Origin of the sequence: Microbacterium sp. AR7-10 (genome assembly GCF_001878835.1) — a bacterium.
Classification (GTDB): Bacteria; Actinomycetota; Actinomycetes; order Actinomycetales; family Microbacteriaceae; genus Microbacterium; species Microbacterium commune.
On the sequence record NZ_MJIR01000102.1, the window covers coordinates 94,474 to 115,806 of the forward strand.

A 21,333-nucleotide genomic window follows, 5' to 3' on the forward strand; every position below is an offset into this window, starting at 1 on the left:
TCGAGGTCTGGGCGGGCGAGGTTCTCGTCCGTCAGTAGAACGTGCCGTAGGCGTTGCCCGGGTTGCCGCCCTTGATGACGAGCTGCTTGTCGTTGGAGTATCCCGAGTAGCACTGCAGCTGCTTGCTGCCACCGGAGGGGATGTCGACGGGGAAGCCGGCGTTGTTGCCGAGGAGCCTGCCGCTGACACGGCACTCGATGTTGTAGCTGCCGCCCTTGAAGTACTGGTTGGTCGACACCTTGAAGTAGTGACATGCCCCGCCGCCGACCGCGGTGCATCCGGGCACCACGGAGCCCGCAGAAAGCCATGCCTTCGGCGTGGTGTCCGGCTTCGGACCGGAGGTCGCGCTGTAGGTGGGCGATTCCGCGGAGCCGCCCTCGGACGCGGTCGCTCGCACCCTGATGGTGTGCTGCGTGCTGTACGTGTCGCCGACGATCCTGCTGCCGCTCGTGGCGACCTGCTGCCAGCCGCCGCCGTCCACGCTGATGTACGTGGTGATGGGTCGGCCGTTGTCCGATCCCCCGGCGTTCCAGGTGACCTCGACCGACCGGTCACCCGATGCTCTCGCGGATCCGGTCGGCGCGAACGGCGCCCCGAACGGGGTCACGGAGTTCGACGCGGTGGACGGCCCGGTGTTGGACTGCTGCCCGCCGACCACCGAGTAGGCACGCACCCGCACCGTGTAGGGGGTGCCGTTGTTCGCGGGGATGTTCGAGCGCCCGTCCCAGGCCTGCCACGCCTGCGAGTTGAGCTGGTACTGGTAGCGCATCTCCCCCTCGGAGGCGCCGTTGCGGGCGGCCTCCGTCATGGTGAAGGTGACCGCGATCGCCCGGTCCTTCGGCGTCGCGCTGACGCTCGACGGTGCACCCGGCTGGCCGAACGCGCGCTGTGGAGCCGACTGCGGCCCCAGCTGGCCCCACTGCGGTGCCTTGTTCTTCGCTCGCACGGCGTACGTGTAATCGGCCGTGCTCGTGGGCACCCGCACGGTCTGCGACGTTGCCGTGCCCGTCGTCGTCCGCGACACCTCGGCACCACCGCGGTAGGTCACGAGCTCGTACTGCTCGATCGGGGCGCCGTTCGTGTCGGGCTGGGCCCAGCTGACGGTCATCTGCGCCTCGGAGCCGACCGACGGAGCGCTGCTCACGCTGGGCGCCGCGACGGCCGCCGGCGGGCCGGCGGGGATCTCGGCCGCCGAGTAGATGCTCCAGCCGGAGGGGTCGGGCGCCCGGTTGTGCGCCTGGATGCGCACGCTGTAGCTCGTGCCGTTCTCGAGCCCCTCCCAGCGCAGGGAGGTGCCGGTGACGCCGGTCTTCTGTCCCATCCCCGAAGGCGGGGTGGGCGAGATCTCGAGGGTGTACGACTCCACCGGCGACCCGCTCGACGTCGGCGTCGTCCACGTCACGTCGAGCGCGCGGTCGCCGAACTTCAGCTTCGGCGGCAGGGGCGTGTCGGGGCGGGTGTCAGGACGGGCGATGTCGGATGCCGGTGACGCCGGGCCCTCGCCGACGCGGTTCGTCGCGGTCACCGCGAAGGTGTACTCGACGTTGTTGGTGAGCCCGTCGAGCGTGCACGTCGTCGATGCGCACGCCTTCGTGTACGGGTTGCCCGAGACCGACTTCACGGTGTACCCGGTGATCTCGGCGCCGTTGTTCGAGGGCGCCGACCAGTTGAGCACGACGGTGCGGTCCTCGACCGTCGTCACCGTCGGCCGTCCGGGTGCGTCGGGGATGCCCTGCACGGTCACCGTGATGCGGCCGTCGACCTCGCGGTCGGGGTCCTTGGTGGCGTCTTGAACGCGGTATCGCACCACCATCACGCCGACGAACGACTTGCTCGACGTGATCTCGACGCCCTCGCCGGCGACCTTCGCTCGCCCCTCACCGCTCTCGACGGTCGCCGAGAGGATCTTGAGCGCCTTGCCCTCGGCCTGGAACGGGTTGATGTCGTTGGCCAGCGCGGGCACGGTGATCGTCTCGCCCTGGTCGGCTTCGTCGACCGAGTCGGGGCTCGCCACGGCGAGCGAGCGGGTCGACGCCGTCACCGCCACCTGCACCGTGCCCTGCACGGGCTCGGTGGTGCCGTCGGTCACGCTGATGCCGACCGTGGCCGTCGTGCCCTTGGGCGTGTCGGACCCCGTCTCGGCGTACAGCGTGGTGCCGTCGATGCGCGCATCGATGCCCTTGCCCGGCTTCGACGTCACCGAGAAGCGCAGCTTGCCCGCATCCTTCGGATCGGGATCCGTCGCAAGGCCCGACAGGTCGAGCGCGGTCGCCTTCTCGCCGGGTGCGATCTGCATCTCGGCGCTGCCCAGCGTCGGCGGCTGGTTGTCGGGCGGCAGCACGGTGATGGGGATCGTCAGCGTGGACTTGCGCCCGTTCGGGTCGTCCGGCCCTTCTCCGTCGGTCACCTCGAACGTCAGCGCGTCCTCGCCGAAGAAGCGGTCCTTCGAGGTGTACACCAGGGTGGTGGTGTCCTTGATCAGCGAGTCGCCGTTCGTGAACGAGGCGCTCACCTTGGAGGCCTCGGTCAGACGCACCGTGCCGCCGCCCGCGACGACGACGTACTTGTCGAGCGGGATCTCCTTGGTCTCGCCGCTCTTCACCTCGAGCGGCTTGGTCGACTTCAGCCGCGGACGCAGCTCACTCAGCGCGGGTACGAAGATGAACGCCGACGAGCTGAGCTCGTCCTGGTCGGTGATCACGTAGCGGATCAGCTGGCGCTGCTCGCCCACGGTCACGCGGACCTTGCCGTCGTCGAGCATCCGCGCGCCGTCCTCCAGCGTCACGTCGACGCCTTCGATGGTGCCGTCGGGATCCTCGTCGTTGCGGAGGATGTCGAGATCGACGGTCAGATCCTCCTCGACGTCCTCGACCTGCACGCGGTCGTCGCGCGCGATCGGGTTCATCAGCGGGACGTCCTCATCGACCTTCACGAAGATCGCGGCGGTCGTGCGCGCGCCCTTCGCATCACTGATCGTGTACTGCAGCGAGGTCTCCAGCGCCCTGTCCGGCACGACGATGACGACCCGGTCACCGGAGATCTTCGCCGACATGCCCTCCACGTCGGGGGGCAGCGTCAAGCCCGACTTGACGATACCGATCTGATCGCCCTCGGGGTCGGAGTCGTTCGCGAGGACGGGTACGGCGACGGAGCGGCCGGGACGCACCACGACCGAGTCGTTCACCGCGTACGGCGCCTGGTTGGTCGCCTCCGGAGGAGCGATGCCCACGCGGATGGTCGCCCGACCCTCCGCGCCGAGGCGATCGCGGACACGGTAGCTCAGGGTGTCGACGCCCTTCGCGTCGTCGTACGCCTCGTAGGTCAGATAGTTCGCGCCCTGCTCGACGATGCGGCCCTTGAGCGGTGCGCTGTCCACGCCGATCAGCTCGACCGAGTCGCCGTCGGCATCGAGCCCGTCGAGCGGCACCGGGATGTTGATCTTCGACCCCGCCAGGGTGCGGGCCGTCAGGTCGCGTGGGCGCGGTGCCGCGTTGGTGCCGTCCTCATCGACCGGCAGCACCTGCACGGCGATGTACGCCCCGGCCTTCTGGCCTCGGGAGTCCACGGCTTCGTAGGTGATGTAGACCGTGCCCGGATTCTCACTCGCCCGGAAGCGCACGGTGTCCTGGGAGACGAACGCCTCGCCGTCTTCCGGTTCGACCAGCGGCTCGACCAGGTCGGGAGCGACGTGCAGCTTGTCACCGCTGGGGTGGACGTCGTTGTCGAGCACCGGGATCGTCACGACGTCACCGGCGCGCACGACGGCCTCGTCGTCCTTGGCGACCGGGGCGAGCAGCTTGGTCGGTGCGGGAATCGGGATGACGACCACGTCGGCCTCCGCCGAACCGCTGCCGTTCGAGATCCGGTAGGTGACGCGCACCGGCTCCTCGAGACCGCCCTGATCGCTGATCCGCAGCGTCTCGTGATTGAGGACCGAGACGTTCAGTCCGCTGCTGGGCGGAACGGTGACGGACTGCACGACCAGCACGCCGCCGGCTGGATCGCTGTCGTTGCCCAGCACGCCCACGAGCGCCTCGCTGCCGCTGGGGAGCATGGCGACGTCGCGCACCGCCACGGGCGGCAGCTCGCTCTGCTGCTTGTCGAGCACATCGACCCGCACGATGCCCTTCGCCGGCTTGGGGCCCGCCGTCGCCAGATACTGCACGTAGTAGGTGCCGGCCGCCTGCGCCTTGAACGAGAACTTGCGGTTGGCGTAGTCGCGGTCGATCTCGGCGCCCGGGGTGTCTTCGACGCGGGCCAGGCGAAGCTGCTCCCGACCCGAGCTCGTGTCGTTCGCCAGCGGCGACACGGTCACCGACTCCCCCACGCGGGTGACCACGTGGTCGGCATTGGTGACCGGGTTCGTCGACCCCTCCGGTTTGACGTCGAGCAGGATCCTGCCTTCGGTGCCCTTGCCCATGGCATCCGACACCAGAACGGTGATCTCCTTGCGCCCCTGCAGGCTGGCCACGGCGCGGTAGGTGATCTTGCCGTCGGTGGTGAACTCGACCTCGTCGCCGTCGGCCGCCACCACGCCGCTCAGATACAGATCATCGCCGTCGGGGTCGCTCCAGTCGGGCAGCACGTTGTACGAGACGGTGCCGCCGACTTCGACGGCGAGCTTGCTGGCTCGCTTCGGCCGCGGTGCGCCGTTGGTCTTCTCGTCGTGCACCGAGAGCGTGACGATCGCGGTGTCCTTGCCGCCACGGCCGTCCTCGATCTCGTACTCGAACGACGCGGTTCCCGTCGCGTCGTCGGGGACGGAGATCTGCAGGGCCGCGCCGTTGAGGATCGGACGCACCTCGCCCACCGACGGCTGCTTGCCCACGAGAGAGGCGACGAGCACATCGCCGTCGGGGTCGTTGTCGTTGTCGAGCACGGGCAGCAGGGTCGTGCCGCCGGGACGCACACCGAGATCGGGGTCGTCCTCCGCGGTGGGAGGGGTGTTCTCCTCCTTGCGGTCGGGGAGCGAGGTCTCGACCGTCTCCTGGGAGGTGTTCTCGTCGTCTTCGCTGTCGCCCTCCGGCGGCACCAGCACGCTCCAGTCGTCGACGCGCTGCAGGCTCTTGTTCGCCAGCCACGCGGCGCCGCCGACGATGTCGTTGAGCACGATGACGTCGCGGTTGACGCGGAACGTCAGCGATCCGGCATCCTCCGCTCCGGGGATCGTCTCCTTCACATCCAGGGAATCGCCGGAGCAGTCCCGGATGAAGGTCGCCGAGATCGCCCACGCACCGTAGGTGCAGCCGCGCAGCTGCACGGGGACGGCCGGGGTGCCGGTGCCGTCGGCCGGGGTCTCGACCGGCTCGCCGCCGTCGAGCGGCACCTGCACGAGCGCGGTGGGCGTGGCGAGGGCGACGGCGTCGGACTGCGCGGATGCCTGCTGCAGCACGGCGTCGGCGGCCTGATCGATCTCGGTGCGGAACCCGCCAGGCGTGGTCAGGATGCCGGCCGCCGCGTCGAGCACGACCGGCGTCGAGCCCACGGCGGTGATGCTCGGCGTCTTGCTGACGTCGATCTCGCCGACCGACTGGGACGTCGGCTCCTGGGGCAGCCCGTCCGGGTCGACCGGGACCTCGACGACCTCGCCGCGCTCACCAGACAGGGCGAAGACGGTGCCGTCACGCCCGACTGTCACATCGGCGCCCTTGCCCAGCTCGGCGGTCGGGTCGGCCGCCTTGATGTCGAAGCCCGACAGCGCCTTCGCCGCGGTCACCCACAGATCGCCGGATTTCTGGTCGAGGATCGCGACGGTCTTGGCGCCGAGCGCGACCTTGGCGCTGCCAGGCACCGACGCGCTGTCGCTCAGCGCCATCCGCGCCGGGTCGACCGCGGTGAGCGTGCCGGCGCCCTCGTCGGCCACCAGCACCGTGCCGCCGTCCTGCAGGATGTCGTAGTCCTCGCTGGCGGCGCGCATTCCGCCGTCGAGCACCGTGGATTCGTGGTTGAAGTGCCCCACGAGGAAACTCGACGACTTGGTGAGCCAGACGCCGGCATCGTTGAGATCGACTTTCGTCGTGGGCAGCCCGTCGTACGCCACAGCCATGGTCGTCAGCGCCACCGCGCCGATCACCACACCGGCCACGGATGCTGCGGCCTTCGGCCGAGACCGCACCCACGACAGTGCCTTCATGCGTTTCCCCCGGATTCACAACTGGTCCGCCCCGCGTCACCGCGTGGCGGGCATACCGGAACATCCTAACCGCGGCGTGATCCGCTCCCCATGGGGAGAGATACCCATCCGGCGGCCTCAGCCGTCAGCTCAGCAGCGCGACGACCAGGCCCACGAGACCGGCCATCGAGACCACGCACGCGACGCCGACCGCGGTCACCGCGATCGCACTCGACCGTCGATCCCGCCGGACGACGGACGCCAGGACGGCATCGGTGTCGCGCGTCGGCGCCGTAGCGCCGACCACCGCCGGCGGCCTGGACGGCGCGACCGGAGCCGGACGCGGCTTGTAGATGGCGGGAGCCGCGTCGCCCGGACGGCGTCGGGGCGGCGCGGCGATCGTGTCGGCCGTCGACGGGTCGTCCTCGGTGGGGGCGGGCCGAGACCGCACGACGATCGTGTCGGCGGCCGCCGGGTCGGGGTCGGATGCCTCGGATCCGGCGCGCAAGGCCTGCGCCCCCAGGCCGGGCCGCCGGTCGACGACCACCGTGCGCTCGTCCGCATCGTCGCGGAGGATCACGACCGTGCGCTCGTCCGCATCGTCGTCCGAGAGCGCAGACGCTCCCGCGTCGGGCGCATCCGGCCGCGCATCGACGTCGTGCCCGCGGCGCGCGCGGCGGGTCAGCTCGCCGGCGGCCGCCGCGTCGGGGTCGTGTGCGCCCATGTCAGCGTCGCCTGCGCACGGGAACGGTGGTGCTCTCGAGCATCGAGTCGGTGCGCGGTCCCGACGACATGCGGCTGTCGGTCGCACCGTCCGATGCTCCCGCCGCACCGCCGGCGACCACATCGATCACGATCACCGAGATGTTGTCCCGACCACCGGCCTCCTTCGCGCGGCGCACCAGCGCCTCGGCGGCCGTCTCCGGCCGCCCGCACATGGTCAGCGTCGCGCGGATGCTCTCGTCGCTGATCTCGCCGCTGAGCCCGTCCGAGCAGATCAGCAGCCGCTCGCCGTCGACCACGGGCACGAGCCAGCTGTCCGCGACGCTGTCGGCGGCGCCGACCGCTCGGGTGATGACGTTGCGCTGGGAGAAGTCGGCCAGGTTCTCGGGCCGCAGCTCGCCGGCATCCACCAGCGCCTGCCCGAGGGAGTGGTCGACGGTCAGCTGGTCGAGGGTCGATCCGCGGTGCCGGTACACGCGGGAGTCGCCGACGTTGAAGACCAGCCAGTGCGGTGCGCCGTCGTGTTCGACCAGCGCCGCAGCCGCGACCGTGCTTCCCGCCCCGCGGGCGTGCTGCGCCGAGATCGCCGATACCGTCTCGTTCGCGCGGGCCAGGGCAGCACCGATCAGCTCGGTCGATACGGGCGATCCGACCAACGGCGCGAACGCCTCGACGATCGCGGCGCTGGCCTTGTCGCCGGCTTCGTGCCCGCCCATCCCGTCGGCCACGAGGAACACCGGCGACTCGGCGAGCACCGCATCCTCGTTGATCGCCCGCTTCAGACCCACGTCGGTGAGGGCGGCGACGTTGAGCACGACACCCGTCGTCACGCGCCGGACTCCACGGCCACGTGCATCCCGACCTCACCGAGGATGAAGCGCCCGGCGCCGATCACGCTCTCCCCGGGATCGAGCAGCGTCTCGGCACCGTCGTCGGCCACGACGACGACGCCGTTCGTGGAGCGCAGGTCGGTGAGGCGCCACTCGTCGCCCTGGACGACGAGGCGTGCGTGCGTCTTCGACAGCGTGCGCGTCCGGTCGGGGATCGGCAGTCGCTGCTCGCCCGGCTGGCCCTCGGGGTTGCGGCCGATCACGATGCTCGTCGCCGACAGCGCGAAGCGTCGACCGTCGTCGAGCACGAGCACGCGTCGCGCCCCGCGTCGACGGGAGACGACGACCGTGGCGTCGAACTCCTCGTCCTCGTCTGCGGTGGGTGCGGGTGCCGGGATGCGAGCCGGCGGGGCGGCCGCGGCCGGCGGCGCCGGGCGTACCTGCGCTGCCAGGTCGGCCCGGGTGACCGGAGGAGAAGCCGCGGCACCCGCCGGCGGCGCGAACGGCGAGTCGGCGTCTCCGGCGCGCCGCGCAGCCGGCGGGGCGTCGACGGTGTCGGCCGTCGCGACGTCGGAGGCTGCCGTGGAATCCTCACCTGGCGCGGCCGGAGCAGCGGGTGCCGGGTGCACGAGAGGCGCAGACTCGGCATCCGGAAGGGCGGCACGGGCGGATTCCGCAGTCGGCTGATGCAGGAGGCGCGCAGACGCGCGCGTCTGCGGGGCGTCGACGGACGCTGCCGCGTCCCCGGGAGCGGGTAGGTCAGTCGAATCCGTCGTGTCCACCGCGGCCGGAGCGGCCGACACGGCCGGGCGCGCGGGAGCGGGAGGCGGTGCCGGTGCGGCGGGAGCCGACGCGGCGGGCACCGCGGGACCGGACTCGATCGGCGACATCGCCGTGGCGGGCGGAGGCGGAGGGGGGCTCGTGACCCCCGGCTGTCCCGAGGTCCACGGCACAGACTCGATCAGAGCCGCCGAGCCGCTGCCGCGCTCGGGATCCTGCGGCCGAGCAGCGCGATCAGCCGGAGCAGCCGGGGAGTCCGGGGACGCCGGAGGAGCGGCCGTAGGCGCAGGCTCGAGAGGAGGTGCGAGGGGCGGAATGACCGATGCCGCGTGAGCGGGCATCGCGGCGACGCCGGGCGCCGTTCCCCGATCCCCGGGCTCTGTGCGCGCGGGAGGCGCGACCGGCCCTGGCGGCAGGATCGGCGGGGCCAGGTAGCCGTGCGAGTCGACCGGTCCGGCATCCGCGGGCTTGCGAAGCGGACCCGGCCGGATGCCCGCCAGCCGATCGCCCTCGGGGTAGGGCGGCGGCCCGGCGACGAGCACGGTCGCCCATGCCGGAGGCAGCAGCACGGCCAGCACGGTCATGCCCGCCCCGCGGTCGAATCGCTGATTGATGCGGTGCACCGCGAGGATCTTCACGAACAGTCCGTACAGCTGCACGATCGGGATGAACAGCAGCACGGCGTTCCAGGCGGGCTTGCCACCCAGGGTGAGGATCGTCGCCTCGTTGAGGACGGGGATCCAGCCCTTCCAGCCCTCCTCGCCGAGCCGGGTGAACAGCTTCGAGAGGGCGATGGCGTACCAGATGTACACGCCCAGACCCACGATGAGATAGGCCGCGATCACGACGAGCGTCGGCACCGGCATCCCGCCCCCGGCCGCTGTCTCGAACGACCGCGGATCTGCGAGCGCATTCATGCGTCCTCCTCCTGCCGGCGTGCGCCGGCCACTGTGAGCGTATCGAGCAGGCGGCTGCGAATCGAAAGCGCCGGGGTCCGGCCCGGGCGGATCCGCTCGAGGAGCGATCGCATCCGCAGACGGGTGCGAAGCCGCCGCCACCGTCGATCACCGCGGCCGATGTCCGAGCGCTCGCGGTCGACGATCGCCCACGCGGCCGAGGCGTCGGTGTCGGCGGGCGGATGCGGCGAGAAGACCCCCGCGTCGACGAGTCGGGCGAGCTCCTCGGCCGCCGGCCGCCCCGACGACTGCGCCCGCTGCACGCGCGTGCCGTCGCCCGGCATCGCCACCCCGTGGTCGACGTACAGGTCGACCAGATCCTCCCAGGCGCCGACGAGACGGATCTCGGCGTCGCCGGCTGTGCGTCGNNCGACGCACGACCTTCGCGACGAGCAGGGTGAGCAGCGGCAGGGCGAGCAGCAGCAGCGCGAGCAGACCGATCGCGATCGCGCGGAGCGCGGGCAGGAACCCGCCGAGCAGCGGCGGATCTCTCTGGTCGAGGGGAGCCGCATCGGCCTGCGCGTCGTTCTGCGCCTGGGGCGGGTCCAGCGCTTCGCTGCGCGGCTGCTCGGGAACAGTCGGATGCTGGGGAAGCTGCTCGCCCTCGGTGATGGTGCTGGGCAGCACCGCGAACTGCGGCGTCACGTCGACAGCGACCCACTCGGCACCCGGAGCGCGCACCTCCACCCACGCGCTCATGCTGGCGCCGGTGCAGGTCTCGGTGCAGGAGGCGATGCCGGGCACCTCGTCGGTGGTGCCGAGGCGCGCGCCCATGACGACCCGCGACTCGAGGCCCCAGTACCGGGCCAGCAGAGCCGCGGCGGCAGCGAACTGCTCGTCGTCGCCCACCGCCGAGACGAGCATCTCCGGCGGGGCGTCCGAGCCCACCTTCGCCTCCTGCCGTCGCAGTGCCGCGAACACCTCCTCGACGCGGGCCGAGGAGTGCCCGGCGTAGCTGGCGGCGAAGGAGTAGCCCTCCGAGCCCAGGGCAGCGATCCAGCCGGCCGCGGCCGCGTCGTCGAGCAGGGCGTGGCTGAGGTAGCCGCGCGAGCGGAGCCGATCGATCAGCTCGAGATACCCTGCACCGGTGCGCGGCTGCTCCTGGAGCTGAGCCCAGTCGACGAGCTCGGGGTACGCCTCGGCATCCAGCAGCGACGGCCCGCCCTGCGCCGTCGAGAGGTCGTCGCGATCTCCGCCGGCAGCCGCTGCGAGCACGGTGTAGCGATCCCCCGGCACCAGTCCTCTGCCGCCGTCCGGCGCCTCCGCGATCGTGATGGCCGAGTCGCCGCCGTCGTCGATGTGGAAGCCGTCGGCCAGCGCGTCGGCACGGGGCCCCGAGAACGTCGGGGCCACGATGAGCTCGCCGGGCACCGGGGTCCAGATGCCGCGGTACGCGTCGCCGATCGTGATCGTCAGCTCGGCGCGGTCCTGCCCCGGCGCGCTCGTGCGCGGCAGCCGACTGAAGCGCGCGTCGGGTGAGACGTGGAAGTCCTGTCCGTCGTACCGATCGAGCGTGACCAGCCGGATGCGATCGATGGCGCCCACGTCGCCCTCGATGCTCAGCACCGTCTCGTCGAGACGGTCGCCGGCGAACCACGACCGGTACGACGCGAGCGGGCTCGGCTGCTCGCGCACGACGACCATCGGGTCCACGGCATCGCGAAGCACCGAGCGTTCCGACCAGTCCGCCGCCGCGGGCGCCACGAGCGCACCCGCGGCGAGCGCGGCTACCACGAGAGAGCCGGCGAGCAGACGCCGGCGCACGGCGGGCCAGATCGGGGTGCCGCGCCGTGCCACGCCACGAGCGGCGACGGCGCGCAGCGCCGCTGCCCGCTGCAGCCGGGATCGTCCGACCAGCCAGGCGAGGGATGCGATGAAGAGCAAGACCCCGAGGGTCAGCTCCCGAGGCGCCGGGATCGTGACCGGCCCCAGGATCAGGGCGGGGCTCGGCGCCGAGACGCCGAAGGCTGTGCCGAACACGCCCATCGCCGCGACCACGACGACCGCCGCCGCGGCGCGGCGGCCGGGGTGCAGGGCCAGGAGGGTCGCGACGAACGCGCCGAACAGGCTGACGACCAGCAGGGGCACGAGCACCGCCTGGTACTCACCGAGCGGCGGCGCGAGGGTGAGGATCTGCTTCCAGCCGACGACGACGCCGAGCACCGCGTCGCGCAGTCCGGCGAGGAACGCCGGAGCGGACCTCAGCCCGGAGGGCACGGCCAGGGGCACGGCGAGCACGAGGTAGCTGCTCACCACCGCGACGCCGCCGAGCACGGGGCCGAGGCGACGCGGGCGCACGAGCACGCCCAGCCCGATGCCGGCCAGGCCTCCCACCGCGGCCACGGCGATCGCCCGCGACGACTCGTACACGGGCCACGCGCCGGCCGCCGTCACGGCCACGCCGACGAGCACGTAGCCGAGACCCCACAGGGTCAGCGCTCGCGAGCGCGGCGGCCGACGGCGAGGCCGCGCGGCGGCATCCGTCCTGCTCATCGCAGCGCTCCCCTCGCCAGCATCTTCGGCAGGTCGCCCAGTGCGCCGAGAGTGAGCACGGAGAGCTCGCGCGCGTTGCGCAGCGTGGGCTCCGCGCCCAGCTCGCTGCGCACGGCGACGGCCCCCCCCGCGGCGGGCAGCCGCACGGCGGCATGCCGCAGCCGGTCTGTCGGCATCCTCGATCCGGTCAGCAGGAAGGCGATCGAGAGATCGGGGTACGCCTGGGCGGTCAGGGCGGTGACGGCCTCGAGGCGCATCACGTCGTCGGCGAGGTCGACCGTCGAGGTGCCGTCGAGCAGCGTCCGGGGGGTGAGGGTCGAGAGCGTTCTGATCGACTGCGTCGTCGTGGCGCCGTGCTCGGAGACGATCCCGCTGACGGCGAACAGCACGTCGCGGCCCTCGAACACGCCCTGCAGCGCGAGAGACGCGGCGGCGCTGACGGTGTTCTCGAACTCGTCGTCGCCGTCGTACGAGTCGGCCGCGAGATCGAGCAGGACGGCGATGCGCGCGTGGCGCGACTCCTCGTACTGCCGCACCATCAGGCGGCCGGTCTTGGCGGTCGACTTCCAGTGCACGTGCCGCTGCGAGTCGCCGACCACGTACTCGCGCACGGCGTGGAACGAGAGGTCCGCATCGACGAGCGTGCTGCTGGGTGTGCCCTCGAGGTCGCGGATGAGCCCGGCCGCGGTACTGGGGATCGCGACGGTCACCGGATGCACGTGGATGCGCTGCACCTCGGGCCAGCTGAGCTCGCGGCGCAGCAGGCCGATCGGGTCTGCGCGGGTGATGGTCATCGGGCCGACGTCGATCACCCCGCGACGGTGCGCGGCGATCGTCAGCTCTTCGTGGTGCTGCGCACCGGGTCGCAGCAGGGGCACGTGCGCTTCGATCAGGCCGTCGCCGACGGGCACGTCGACGACGCCCGGCAGCGACAGGCGCGCGCCCTCGTTGCGCACGTCGAGAGTCGCCGCGATCTCGGATCCGGCCACCACGCGGTCCCGGTCGAGCACGAGCCCGATGCGGTGATCGTGCGCGCCGAGCACGAACGGGATGCAGAGCACGAGCAGGGCGAGCGAGACGGCGGCGACCGCCCACGCCTCCACCCAGCCGAATGCCCGTCCCGCGGCCACGCCGAGCACGAGCGCGACCACGACGAGCGCCCCGGCCGCGGTCACGGTCTCGTGCACCCACGCACCGACGGCGCGGCCCGCGCGGCCGAGGGCGCGCAGGGTCCTGCGAGCGCCGGACACCGCGCCGCGGACAGCACCGCGCTGCGTCGTCGTGGAGTATCGCGTGACGGTCGAGGTGCGGGTCGACGTGCTCGTGCGCGCCGCCGCCCTGGTGATCCGCGATTCGGTGCTGAAGCTCACGCAGTGCCGTTCTCGCGCGGGGGATCGACGTCGAGCAGGATCTGGCCGATGACCGCGATGGCGGTGACGCCGTCGAACTCCGCCTCGGGCTCGAGCACCAGGCGGTGGGCGAGGGCCACCACGGCGAGCTCGCGCACGTCATCAGGGGTGACGAACGTGCGTCCGTTCTTCGCGGCCCACGTCATCACGAGCCGGGACAGGGCGAGCGCGCCGCGCACGCTGACGCCCAGGCGCACCTCGGATGCCCGTCGGGTCGCGTCGACGATGCGCATGATGTAGTCGGAGATGAGCGGGTTCACGTACACGCCCCTGGCGATCTCGCCCATCGTGAGCAGCGTGTCGGTGCCGACGAGCGGTGCGAGCTTCTTCTGCGGCTCGGGTGCCGCCTGCAGGATCCGCATGGTGGCCGCGTCGTCGGGGTAGCCGATCGAGGTCTTGATCATGAAGCGGTCGAGCTGCGCCTCGGGCAGCCGGTACGTGCCGCCCTGCTCGATCGGGTTCTGCGTGGCCAGCACGAGGAACGGCGAGCCGACCTCACGGCTGACGCCGTCGACCGTGACCGTGCCCTCCTCCATCACCTCGAGCAGGGCGGACTGCGTCTTCGGGCTCGCCCGGTTGATCTCGTCGGCGAGCACGATGTTGGCGAACACCGGACCGGCGTGGAACTCGAACTCGCCCGCTTTCTGGTCGTACACCGTGATGCCGGTCACATCACCCGGCAGGAGGTCGGGCGTGAACTGGATCCGGGTGCTCGTGCCCGTGATCGTCTGTCCGATCGAGCGCGCGAGCGCGGTCTTCCCCGTGCCCGGGAAGTCCTCCAGCAGCACATGCCCTCCGGTCACCGCCGTCGCGAGCACGAGCTCGATCACGTGCCGCTTGCCGAGGATCGCCTGCTCGACGTTCTCGGAGAGGAGCGAGAACGTCTCGGCGAACCAGGAGGCCTGTTCGGGGGCGATGGTCATGGAGCATCCTCTCGAAGGGGGCGGGCGACGGGGGCACCGCGGAAGGTCACGGGCATGCGGTCATCCGCTGGGTGATCGCAGACAGGGTCCCGTACGCGCCGTTCCACGACAGCGTGACGTCGTACGAGCCCGGCGCGTCGGCCGCCTCGGCCGCCGCCACCCGGTACGAGCCCCGCGCTGCAGCGGAGACGCTGACGGCGTCGGACGGGTCGGTGGGTGACAGGCACGCCGCGAAGTCGACCTGGACGATGGTCGGCGCCGTGGTGGCGGTGACCTTCACCGGGTCGGAGCACCGTTCAGTCTCGGTCGCGTGACAGGCGCGGGCGCGCACCTGGCCGGGCGACGCGTCGGGGCTCAGCGTGAACTCGTCACGCCACGACCCGTACATCTGATACTGGGCGACGAATCCCGGTTCGACGTCGATCGCGGGTGCCGAGGCGAGCGGGTACGAGTACCGATCACCCTGACGGGTCGGTGTCTCGGCGACCCGGTAGGTCGTGTCGCCGCCCGGGCCGTCGACGAAGGTGAAGGTGAACACGCGCGCGGTGGTCGACTCCGCGACGCCGTAGCCGTTCGACACGCAGGCCTTCACGCTGTACGCCTGGTACGCCTCGAGCCCCTGCAGCGAGGGCGACGACGAGGTGACCTCCGCTCCGGAGACCCGCAGACCACCGGAATCGTCGGCGCTGCACGTCGCCCCGCCCGATCGCCACGCCAGGTAGACGACCTCGAGCGGCTCGTCGCTGCCGTTGCCCTGCGGCGAGATGCCCGACACGTTCACCGCGGTGTTCGAGACGGCGGTGGCCTGGGTCTGAGCGGGGTCGAAGTACGGTGCGCCGGCGACCGTGACGGAGACAGGGTAGGCGGCCCCCTCGTTGCCGCCGCCGGTCGGCGGCTGGAACTGGCTGACCGGCACGAGCGTGATGGTCTGCGCTCCCGGAGCCAGCGTGAGCTCGGCGGTGGTGGTGGCTCCGGTGCGCGGGATCACGTCACCGGTCTCCGCCACACGGAACGCGCGGGCGTCGCTCGCGGCGGTGATGGCCAGCGAGACCACCCCTCTGCCCCGATCGTTGCCTCCCTGCCGGTACACGGGTGTCGCGGTGGCCTTCGAGATCACCGGCGCCTCGTACGCCCAGCTGGTGTGCGCCGAGGTCGCGGCCGATGTTCCCACGGCGTTCACGGCGGCGGCGGTGAAGGAGTGCGGCACACCGTTCACCAGACCGTTCACCGTGCAGCGGACGGTGCTGCCCGCCGGCCGGCAGGCAGCACCCGCCGGTGAGCCGTCGCGCAGGATCGTCACGCCGGTCAGTGCCGGATGCGCCCGCGCGGCCTGGCCGAGCGAGACCTCCAGCTCGACGCTGGATCGGCCGAAGTCGATCGTCGTGAGGCTGGCCGGCGGCTGGGGGAAGCCCTGCAGATCGAGCGTCAGAGTGCCTCCGCCGGTACGGCCCTGAGCATCCGCGACCGTGAACGGCACCGTGCACTGGCCGCCGGGAGCCTGTCCGCCGGACGGCCAGCTGACGGCGATGGCTCGCTCGTTCACCGCAGCGAGAGCGGCGACGTCGCAGCGCGCCCCGGCGCCCAGCGACACCAGCTGCAGCCCGGCGCCGGGCTTGCCGGCGAACGGATCGTACTCGCCGGCGACGTCGACGACGTCGATCGAGCATCCGCCGCTCGTGACCACGCACTGACGGGTCAGGGTCGCCCCGCGCGGTGCGTCCGGCGGTGCGGCGCCGACGACGAGACGCAGCACGGCCGTCGGCTCACCGTCGGACGGAACCGTCACGGCGACCTGCTCGACGGCGCCGGATCGGGCGTCCGCCCGCGCCTCCACGCTCAGCGTCGCGCCCTTCTGGGTGACGATGAACGACGATCCCGAGTACGCGATGCGGTACTGCAGCGACGACCGGTCGCCCTCGCGTCCGCCCTCCCAGGAGGCCATGCCGGCGTACAGGTCGATGTCGGTCGTCGCGCCGGGGGCGACGGTGTGCGCGATCGACGACAGCACGAGCTGCGGCGCCGACGGCCGGATGCCCACCGGCACGTCGACGTACGACCAGGTGCGCTGTCCGTTCAGACGCACGGGCACGAGGCAGGTGTCCGACCACGGGGCCTCGCGGCCGGCCGTGTACACGGCTGTGGTGCCCGAGCCTGCGGTGCAGGTGGCGGCACCGCGCTGTGCGAGGAACGGCCCCTCGCCGAGCTGCACCCCGTCGGATGCCGGCAGATCGAGCATCTCGCGCACATCGAAGGTCGTCGACGCATCCTCGTCGACCGTCACCGGCTTCACACCCTGCTTCAGCTGCACCCGCATGTCGTCGAAGGCGGGGATGTGCAGGAATCCGTATCCGACGACGTCACGCCCCGCGGGGGACGTGCCGGTGACCTGGAACGGCACGAGAGCGCCGTCTTCGGGGACCGGTCCGATGATGCGGCTGCCCTTCACGGTGTAGCCGCCGGTGTCGCCCCACAGGCTCAGCGTCAGCGATCGCACATCGCCCGACGCCCACTGCACACGCTCGCCGAGCACGTCGATGCCGCCCGACGCCAGCTCGGCCCGATCGCGCGCGGTGAGCACCGTGTCGGACACCACCGGCTGGTCGACGACCGCGCCGTCGGAGACCGAGACGACGATCAGTCCCTGCGCGGTGCTCGCCGTCCGGCTCGAGCGCACCGTGTAGAAGTACGAGTTCGTGCCCGCCACATCGGCCGCACGCAGCACGATCCGTCCGTCCTCGAGCGACGTGTCCGGGTCGACGAGCGCGTCGAGCCGCGCATACAGCGGGTTGCCCGGCACGGCAGGGGCGTTGGGCACGAGGTCGACGATCTCGAGCTCTCCCTGCGCGGGATCGGAGTCGTTCGCCGCCGGGTGGATCACCACCGGCGTCGCGGAGCCGGTCTCGACGCGCACGTAATCGCTGTACGCGACGGGTGCGGCGTCGCTCACCCTCGCGTCGAGCACGCCGATGCGGATCCGGGCCGAGGCCGTCTCGCCCTGCGAGTCGCGAACCGAGTACCGGAACGTCACCTGACCGCCCTCCACCCCGCCGGCGGGGGCGCGGTAGACGATCGCATCACCGGCGGCGGAGATCGTGGCCGTCCCGCGCCCGCGATCCGGCTGCTCCACCGCGGCGAGGGTCACGCGGTCGCCGTCGGGATCCACGCCGTCCGTCGGCACGGTGAGCGAGACGGTCTGCCCGCTCAGCACGCGTCCGGTGAGTGCCTTCGGGCTCGGTGCGCGGTTGGTGCCGGAGGGGACGACGGTGACCGTCACCGCTCCGCTGTCGAACAGCTCGGGGCTGCGCTCGAGCGACACGGCGTAGGTCAGCCGGTACGTGCCGGGCGTGGCCGGTGCGAGATAGCGCAGGGCGCCGCCGTCTGCGAAGACCAGTTCGCCGTCCTGGCCGGACCCGCCCACATCGGAGCGCACGATCAGCGGCTCTCCGCGCGGCGCCACGTCGTTGCCGGTGACGTCGATCCTGGTGAGGGCGCCTGCGCGCACGGTGACCGCATCGGGGAACACGATCGGTCGTGTGACGGTCGACGGCGGGGTGAGGAACACCGTCACCGTGCCCTCGACCGCCGCCCCCGACCCGTCGGCCACCGTCACCGTGGCCCTGCCGATGACGCCCGGCTCTCCGTCGGAGGTGGTGCCGCTGACGCGGAGCCGCTCGTTGCCGACGACGTTCGCCGTCAGCTGCGGGGTCGAGCTCATCGCGCCGGCGAGGAGCAGCACGCGTCCGCTCGTGTTCCGCACGGCACGCAGCACATCGACCGTTGTGTCCTCCCCCGCGCGGACGAACGCGGTCAACGGCGCCATCGTCAGCGGGGCGGCACCGTCGACAGCGGTGATCCGGATGACCGCGGACTGCTCGGCCTGGGTCATCGTGTCCTGCGCGGTGTAGGTGACGACGTACTCGCCGGCCTCCGGCACCGTCACCTCGACCACGCCGGATGCCGTGTTCGGCACCACCGTCATCCCCTCGGCGGTCGCGGCGGTCTGCACCGCGTCGACGAGTCGGTACGATCCGGATCCGCCGGTGAGATGATCGCCGATGCGCACGCTCTGCGGCTCGCCGATGCGCGCCGTGATCGCCACCGGCGCGGCCCGCATCGCCGGGCTGCCGTTCACGCGCACCTCGAGCGTCTTCTCGGTGGCCGCTCCGCGGGCGTCGGCCACGATGACCGTCACGGGGATCACGGCATCCGCCGCGTTGGGATCGGTGTGGCGGATCGCGACGCGCCCATCCGCGGTCGGCACGACCATGACCGGCGCCGCGCTGTCGACCTCGTTCGCGTCGCTGAGCACCAGGGGGTCGCCCTCGGGGTCGACCCATCCGGCCAGCACCGGCACGATCGTGCTGCCGCCGGGCAGCAGCTCGGGAGACGGCCAGTCCTGCCGGCACGCGTCGACACCGCACCAGACCGGCGCCGAATTCGCGTCGTCTGCGACCACGGTGAGCGTCACGGTGGCCGGCTGCGAGACGGATGCACCGTCGGTCACCGTGTAGCTGAACGTGGTCTGGCCCGACGTCGCCCGCACGTCGACAGCCAGCGACTGCGCGTTGCCCACCAGCGACAGCTGCCCGAAGGCGGGATCGGTCAATCCGCCCTCGACGGAGGACGCGTCGATCGTGAGCACGTCCTTGCGGTTCGGATCGTGGTCGTTGAGCAGCACGGGCAGCACGACCTGCTCACCAGCCCTGACACCGAAGGCGTCGTCCACGGCGATCGGAGGCAGCTGCTCGGCGACGTCCTCGACGACGACCCGGCCTTCCTGCTCCTTCGTCTCGTCGTCGACATCCCACTGCTCCAGCGGCACCGGGCGCCCGTCCGGGGCCGTCCAGATGAGCCCGGTCGCGAGTTCGGTGAGCACCGCCCGGTCGCCGTTGGCGCGGAAGACGGGCTGGATGTCGACCGAGTCGAGCACCTCGTCCGGCACGGTCAGCGCGGTGACGTCGCCGTCGGATGACCACAGCGTCGCCGAACCGGTGTCCACCCATCCCGCGTATCGCGCCGAGCCGACCACGACGGGCGCGGCGGGCACCCCGGCGGCGTCGGCGATGCGCTCGGCCTCGCCGCTGCGCAGCGCCACCGACACGAGCCCGTCCGAGTCCGCGATCAGCACGTCGTCCCCGCGGGCCGCGCCGCCCTGCAGAACGGCGTCGTCGGCGACATCGAGATCGACGGCGTCGTCGCGGCCGGCGACCCAGAGCCTGCCCTCACCGCGCTGCAACAGCGCCCAGCGCTCGCCGATGACGGTCAGGGCCAGGTCGGCATCACCGTCCGGAGCCGCGTCGAGCGTCGAGCCGTCGCCGACGAAACGGTGCTCCTCCACGTCGAAGAGGCGCACGGCGCCCTCGTCGGACGAGTACAGCGCGAGCAGCCCTGCGGGCGAGAGGCCGATCGCGTCGGCGACATACGTCGGGCGCTCCTCACCCTCCTCGACCTCCGCCTCCGCGAACGGGTCGACGAGGGCCGTGGCAGCTCCGGGCTCGAGGGACGACACCGCCACCTGCCCGGTGTCAGTGCGGTAGGCGACGAAGGATCCGGCTGACACGATCTGACGCGTGCCGGCCGGCGTGGGGACGGATGCCGAGGGAGCGCCGTCCTCTGCGGCATCCGCGAGCAGATCCGTGGGACTCGCCGGGTCGATGTCCCAGCGCTGCCGGCTGCCCTGGCTGAACAGCACCGCCGACTGCCCGCTCTGCCACACCGCCTCGGGTGAATCCGCCGACCGCACCGTGTCGATCTCGGCGAGCTCGGTGTTGACCCGCGCGTACTGGCCCGCTTCGCGCAGCACCCACACCGACGACTCCAGCCGTGGCACCTCCTGCGCCGGGTAGCCCTGCGCGGTGACCGCGAGCACGATGACGACCAGAACGGCGACAGCACCGGCGACGCCCGCGATGAGGCGCCCCCGGGAGCGGGCGGGCGCGGGCGCCTGGCCCTCCTTGCCGAGTGCCATCAGATGACACCGGTCAGGTTGAGGACCACGACGCCGATCGCGGTGACCGCGGCTGCGCCGACCAGCGCGCCGATGACCCCGGCCGCCCACGGCGAGCGCGCACGGGACGGTGCCGGAAGGTCGTCGCGGTCACGGAGGCTCGTGCGCTGCTTCTCTGCGCGAGCGGCCCGACGGGAATCCGGAGCGACGGTGGTGATCACGGGGCCGCGGTGACCGGCATCCGCGAAGCTGACGGGGGCCGCGGCAGCCCACTCCGCCGATGCCGCCTCGAAAGCCGTCGGGGCGATGCCGAGCTCGCACTGGGCCCAGCGCAGGCGGTCGGCGAACGCCGCCATCGACGGGAAGCGCTGCGCCGGGTCCCGGTGCATGGCCGTCGCGAGCAGCTGATCGATGATCGGCGGCATGCCCGCGACGGGGATCGGCGTGTAGCGCGCGCGGATGATGCGCTGGCGCAGCTGATCGCGGGAGTTCGCGTCCCGGTCGGGGCGCTCGAACGGGCTGCGCCCCGCGAGCAGGGTGTACAGGGTCGCTGCGAGGCTCCACACCTCGCTGGGCACCGACCCGGTCACGCGCTCCTGCAGCACCTCGGGCGAACTCCACGGCACCGACATCGCGAAGACGTCGCTCTCACCGGCATCCACCACCGCCGCCGCGATGCCGAAGTCGGCCAGCACCGGGGAGCCGAGCGAGTTGATCAGCACGTTCGACGGCTTGATGTCGCGATGCAGCAGTCCGGCGCGGTGCACGGTCTCGAGCGCGCCCGCGATGCGCACCCCGGTGTCGAGCACCTCTGCGAGCGGCAGAGGCGCCTTCCGGTAGCGGGCGCTCATCGTGTCGGGGCAGTACTCCATCGCGAAGTACGGCCGGCCGTCGGCCGAGATCGACGCCTGGTAGATCGTGACGATCGACGGGTGCGCGCTGAGCCGCGCCGAGATGTCGGCTTCGGCGTTGAATGCACGCAGCACGTCGGGGTTCACGGCGTCGGCCAGCAGCACCTTCACCGCGGCGACGCGACGGGGCATGTCCTGCTCGTAGAGGAAGACATCGGCGAACCCGCCCGAACCCAGCGGTCGCACGTAGCTGTAGCCGGCCAGCGTGGGAGGCGGCGACGTCATGCGCTTCGCCACGAGTCCTCCTCA

Annotated in this window: 8 protein-coding genes and 2 pseudogenes; all 10 read right to left on the reverse strand. The window is 72.0% G+C overall.

Features of this window, described 5'->3' with window-relative positions:
- Positions 1 to 31: 31 nt before the first annotated feature.
- Positions 32 to 6,133 carry an Ig-like domain-containing protein gene (locus tag BFN01_RS13840; RefSeq protein ID WP_071644915.1) on the reverse strand — a complete coding sequence of 2,034 codons (6,102 nt, stop codon included), beginning with the start codon at positions 6,131 to 6,133 and terminating at the stop codon, positions 32 to 34.
- 124 nt (positions 6,134 to 6,257) lie between these two features.
- Positions 6,258 to 6,836, reverse strand: a complete 579-nt coding sequence (locus tag BFN01_RS13845; RefSeq protein WP_071644916.1) for a hypothetical protein — start codon at positions 6,834 to 6,836, stop codon at positions 6,258 to 6,260.
- A 1-nt stretch (position 6,837) separates the two neighbouring features.
- Positions 6,838 to 7,665 carry a PP2C family serine/threonine-protein phosphatase gene (locus BFN01_RS13850; RefSeq protein ID WP_071644917.1) on the reverse strand — a complete coding sequence of 276 codons (828 nt, stop codon included), beginning with the start codon at positions 7,663 to 7,665 and terminating at the stop codon, positions 6,838 to 6,840.
- Positions 7,662 to 9,362, reverse strand: a complete 1,701-nt coding sequence (locus BFN01_RS13855; protein WP_071644918.1) for a DUF5684 domain-containing protein — start codon at positions 9,360 to 9,362, stop codon at positions 7,662 to 7,664. Before BFN01_RS13855 ends, BFN01_RS13850 begins: the two co-directional genes overlap by 4 nt.
- Positions 9,359 to 9,769 (reverse strand): annotated as a pseudogene (locus BFN01_RS15665) (hypothetical protein); the annotation flags it as partial. The gene BFN01_RS13855 and the pseudogene BFN01_RS15665, both read right to left, overlap by 4 nt.
- A gap of 2 nt (positions 9,770 to 9,771) precedes the next feature.
- Positions 9,772 to 11,894: pseudogene (locus BFN01_RS16030) on the reverse strand (transglutaminase domain-containing protein); the annotation flags it as partial.
- A complete protein-coding gene (locus BFN01_RS13865; protein ID WP_071644920.1) occupies positions 11,891 to 13,264 on the reverse strand; it encodes a DUF58 domain-containing protein in 1,374 nt (457 codons plus the stop codon). The pseudogene BFN01_RS16030 and the gene BFN01_RS13865, both read right to left, overlap by 4 nt.
- A complete protein-coding gene (locus BFN01_RS13870; protein WP_071644921.1) occupies positions 13,261 to 14,226 on the reverse strand; it encodes a MoxR family ATPase in 966 nt (321 codons plus the stop codon). Before BFN01_RS13870 ends, BFN01_RS13865 begins: the two co-directional genes overlap by 4 nt.
- A 46-nt stretch (positions 14,227 to 14,272) precedes the next feature.
- Positions 14,273 to 20,194, reverse strand: a complete 5,922-nt coding sequence (locus BFN01_RS13875) for an Ig-like domain-containing protein (RefSeq protein ID WP_071644922.1) — start codon at positions 20,192 to 20,194, stop codon at positions 14,273 to 14,275.
- Positions 20,194 to 21,321 carry a serine/threonine-protein kinase gene (locus tag BFN01_RS13880; RefSeq protein WP_256221168.1) on the reverse strand — a complete coding sequence of 376 codons (1,128 nt, stop codon included), beginning with the start codon at positions 21,319 to 21,321 and terminating at the stop codon, positions 20,194 to 20,196. The genes BFN01_RS13875 and BFN01_RS13880 overlap by 1 nt, the downstream gene beginning before the upstream one ends.
- Positions 21,322 to 21,333 lie beyond the last annotated feature (12 nt).

What these genes read in the sequence shown, in the direction of transcription:
- BFN01_RS13840 (WP_071644915.1), bottom strand. Translation starts at nt 6,133, where the DNA reads ATGAAGGCACTGTCGTGGGTGCGGTCTCGGCCGAAGGCCGCAGCATCC.
- BFN01_RS13845 (WP_071644916.1), bottom strand. Translation starts at nt 6,836, where the DNA reads ATGGGCGCACACGACCCCGACGCGGCGGCCGCCGGCGAGCTGACCCGC.
- BFN01_RS13855 (WP_071644918.1), bottom strand. Translation starts at nt 9,362, where the DNA reads ATGAATGCGCTCGCAGATCCGCGGTCGTTCGAGACAGCGGCCGGGGGC.
- BFN01_RS13870 (WP_071644921.1), bottom strand. Translation starts at nt 14,226, where the DNA reads ATGACCATCGCCCCCGAACAGGCCTCCTGGTTCGCCGAGACGTTCTCG.
- BFN01_RS13875 (WP_071644922.1), bottom strand. Translation starts at nt 20,194, where the DNA reads ATGGCACTCGGCAAGGAGGGCCAGGCGCCCGCGCCCGCCCGCTCCCGG.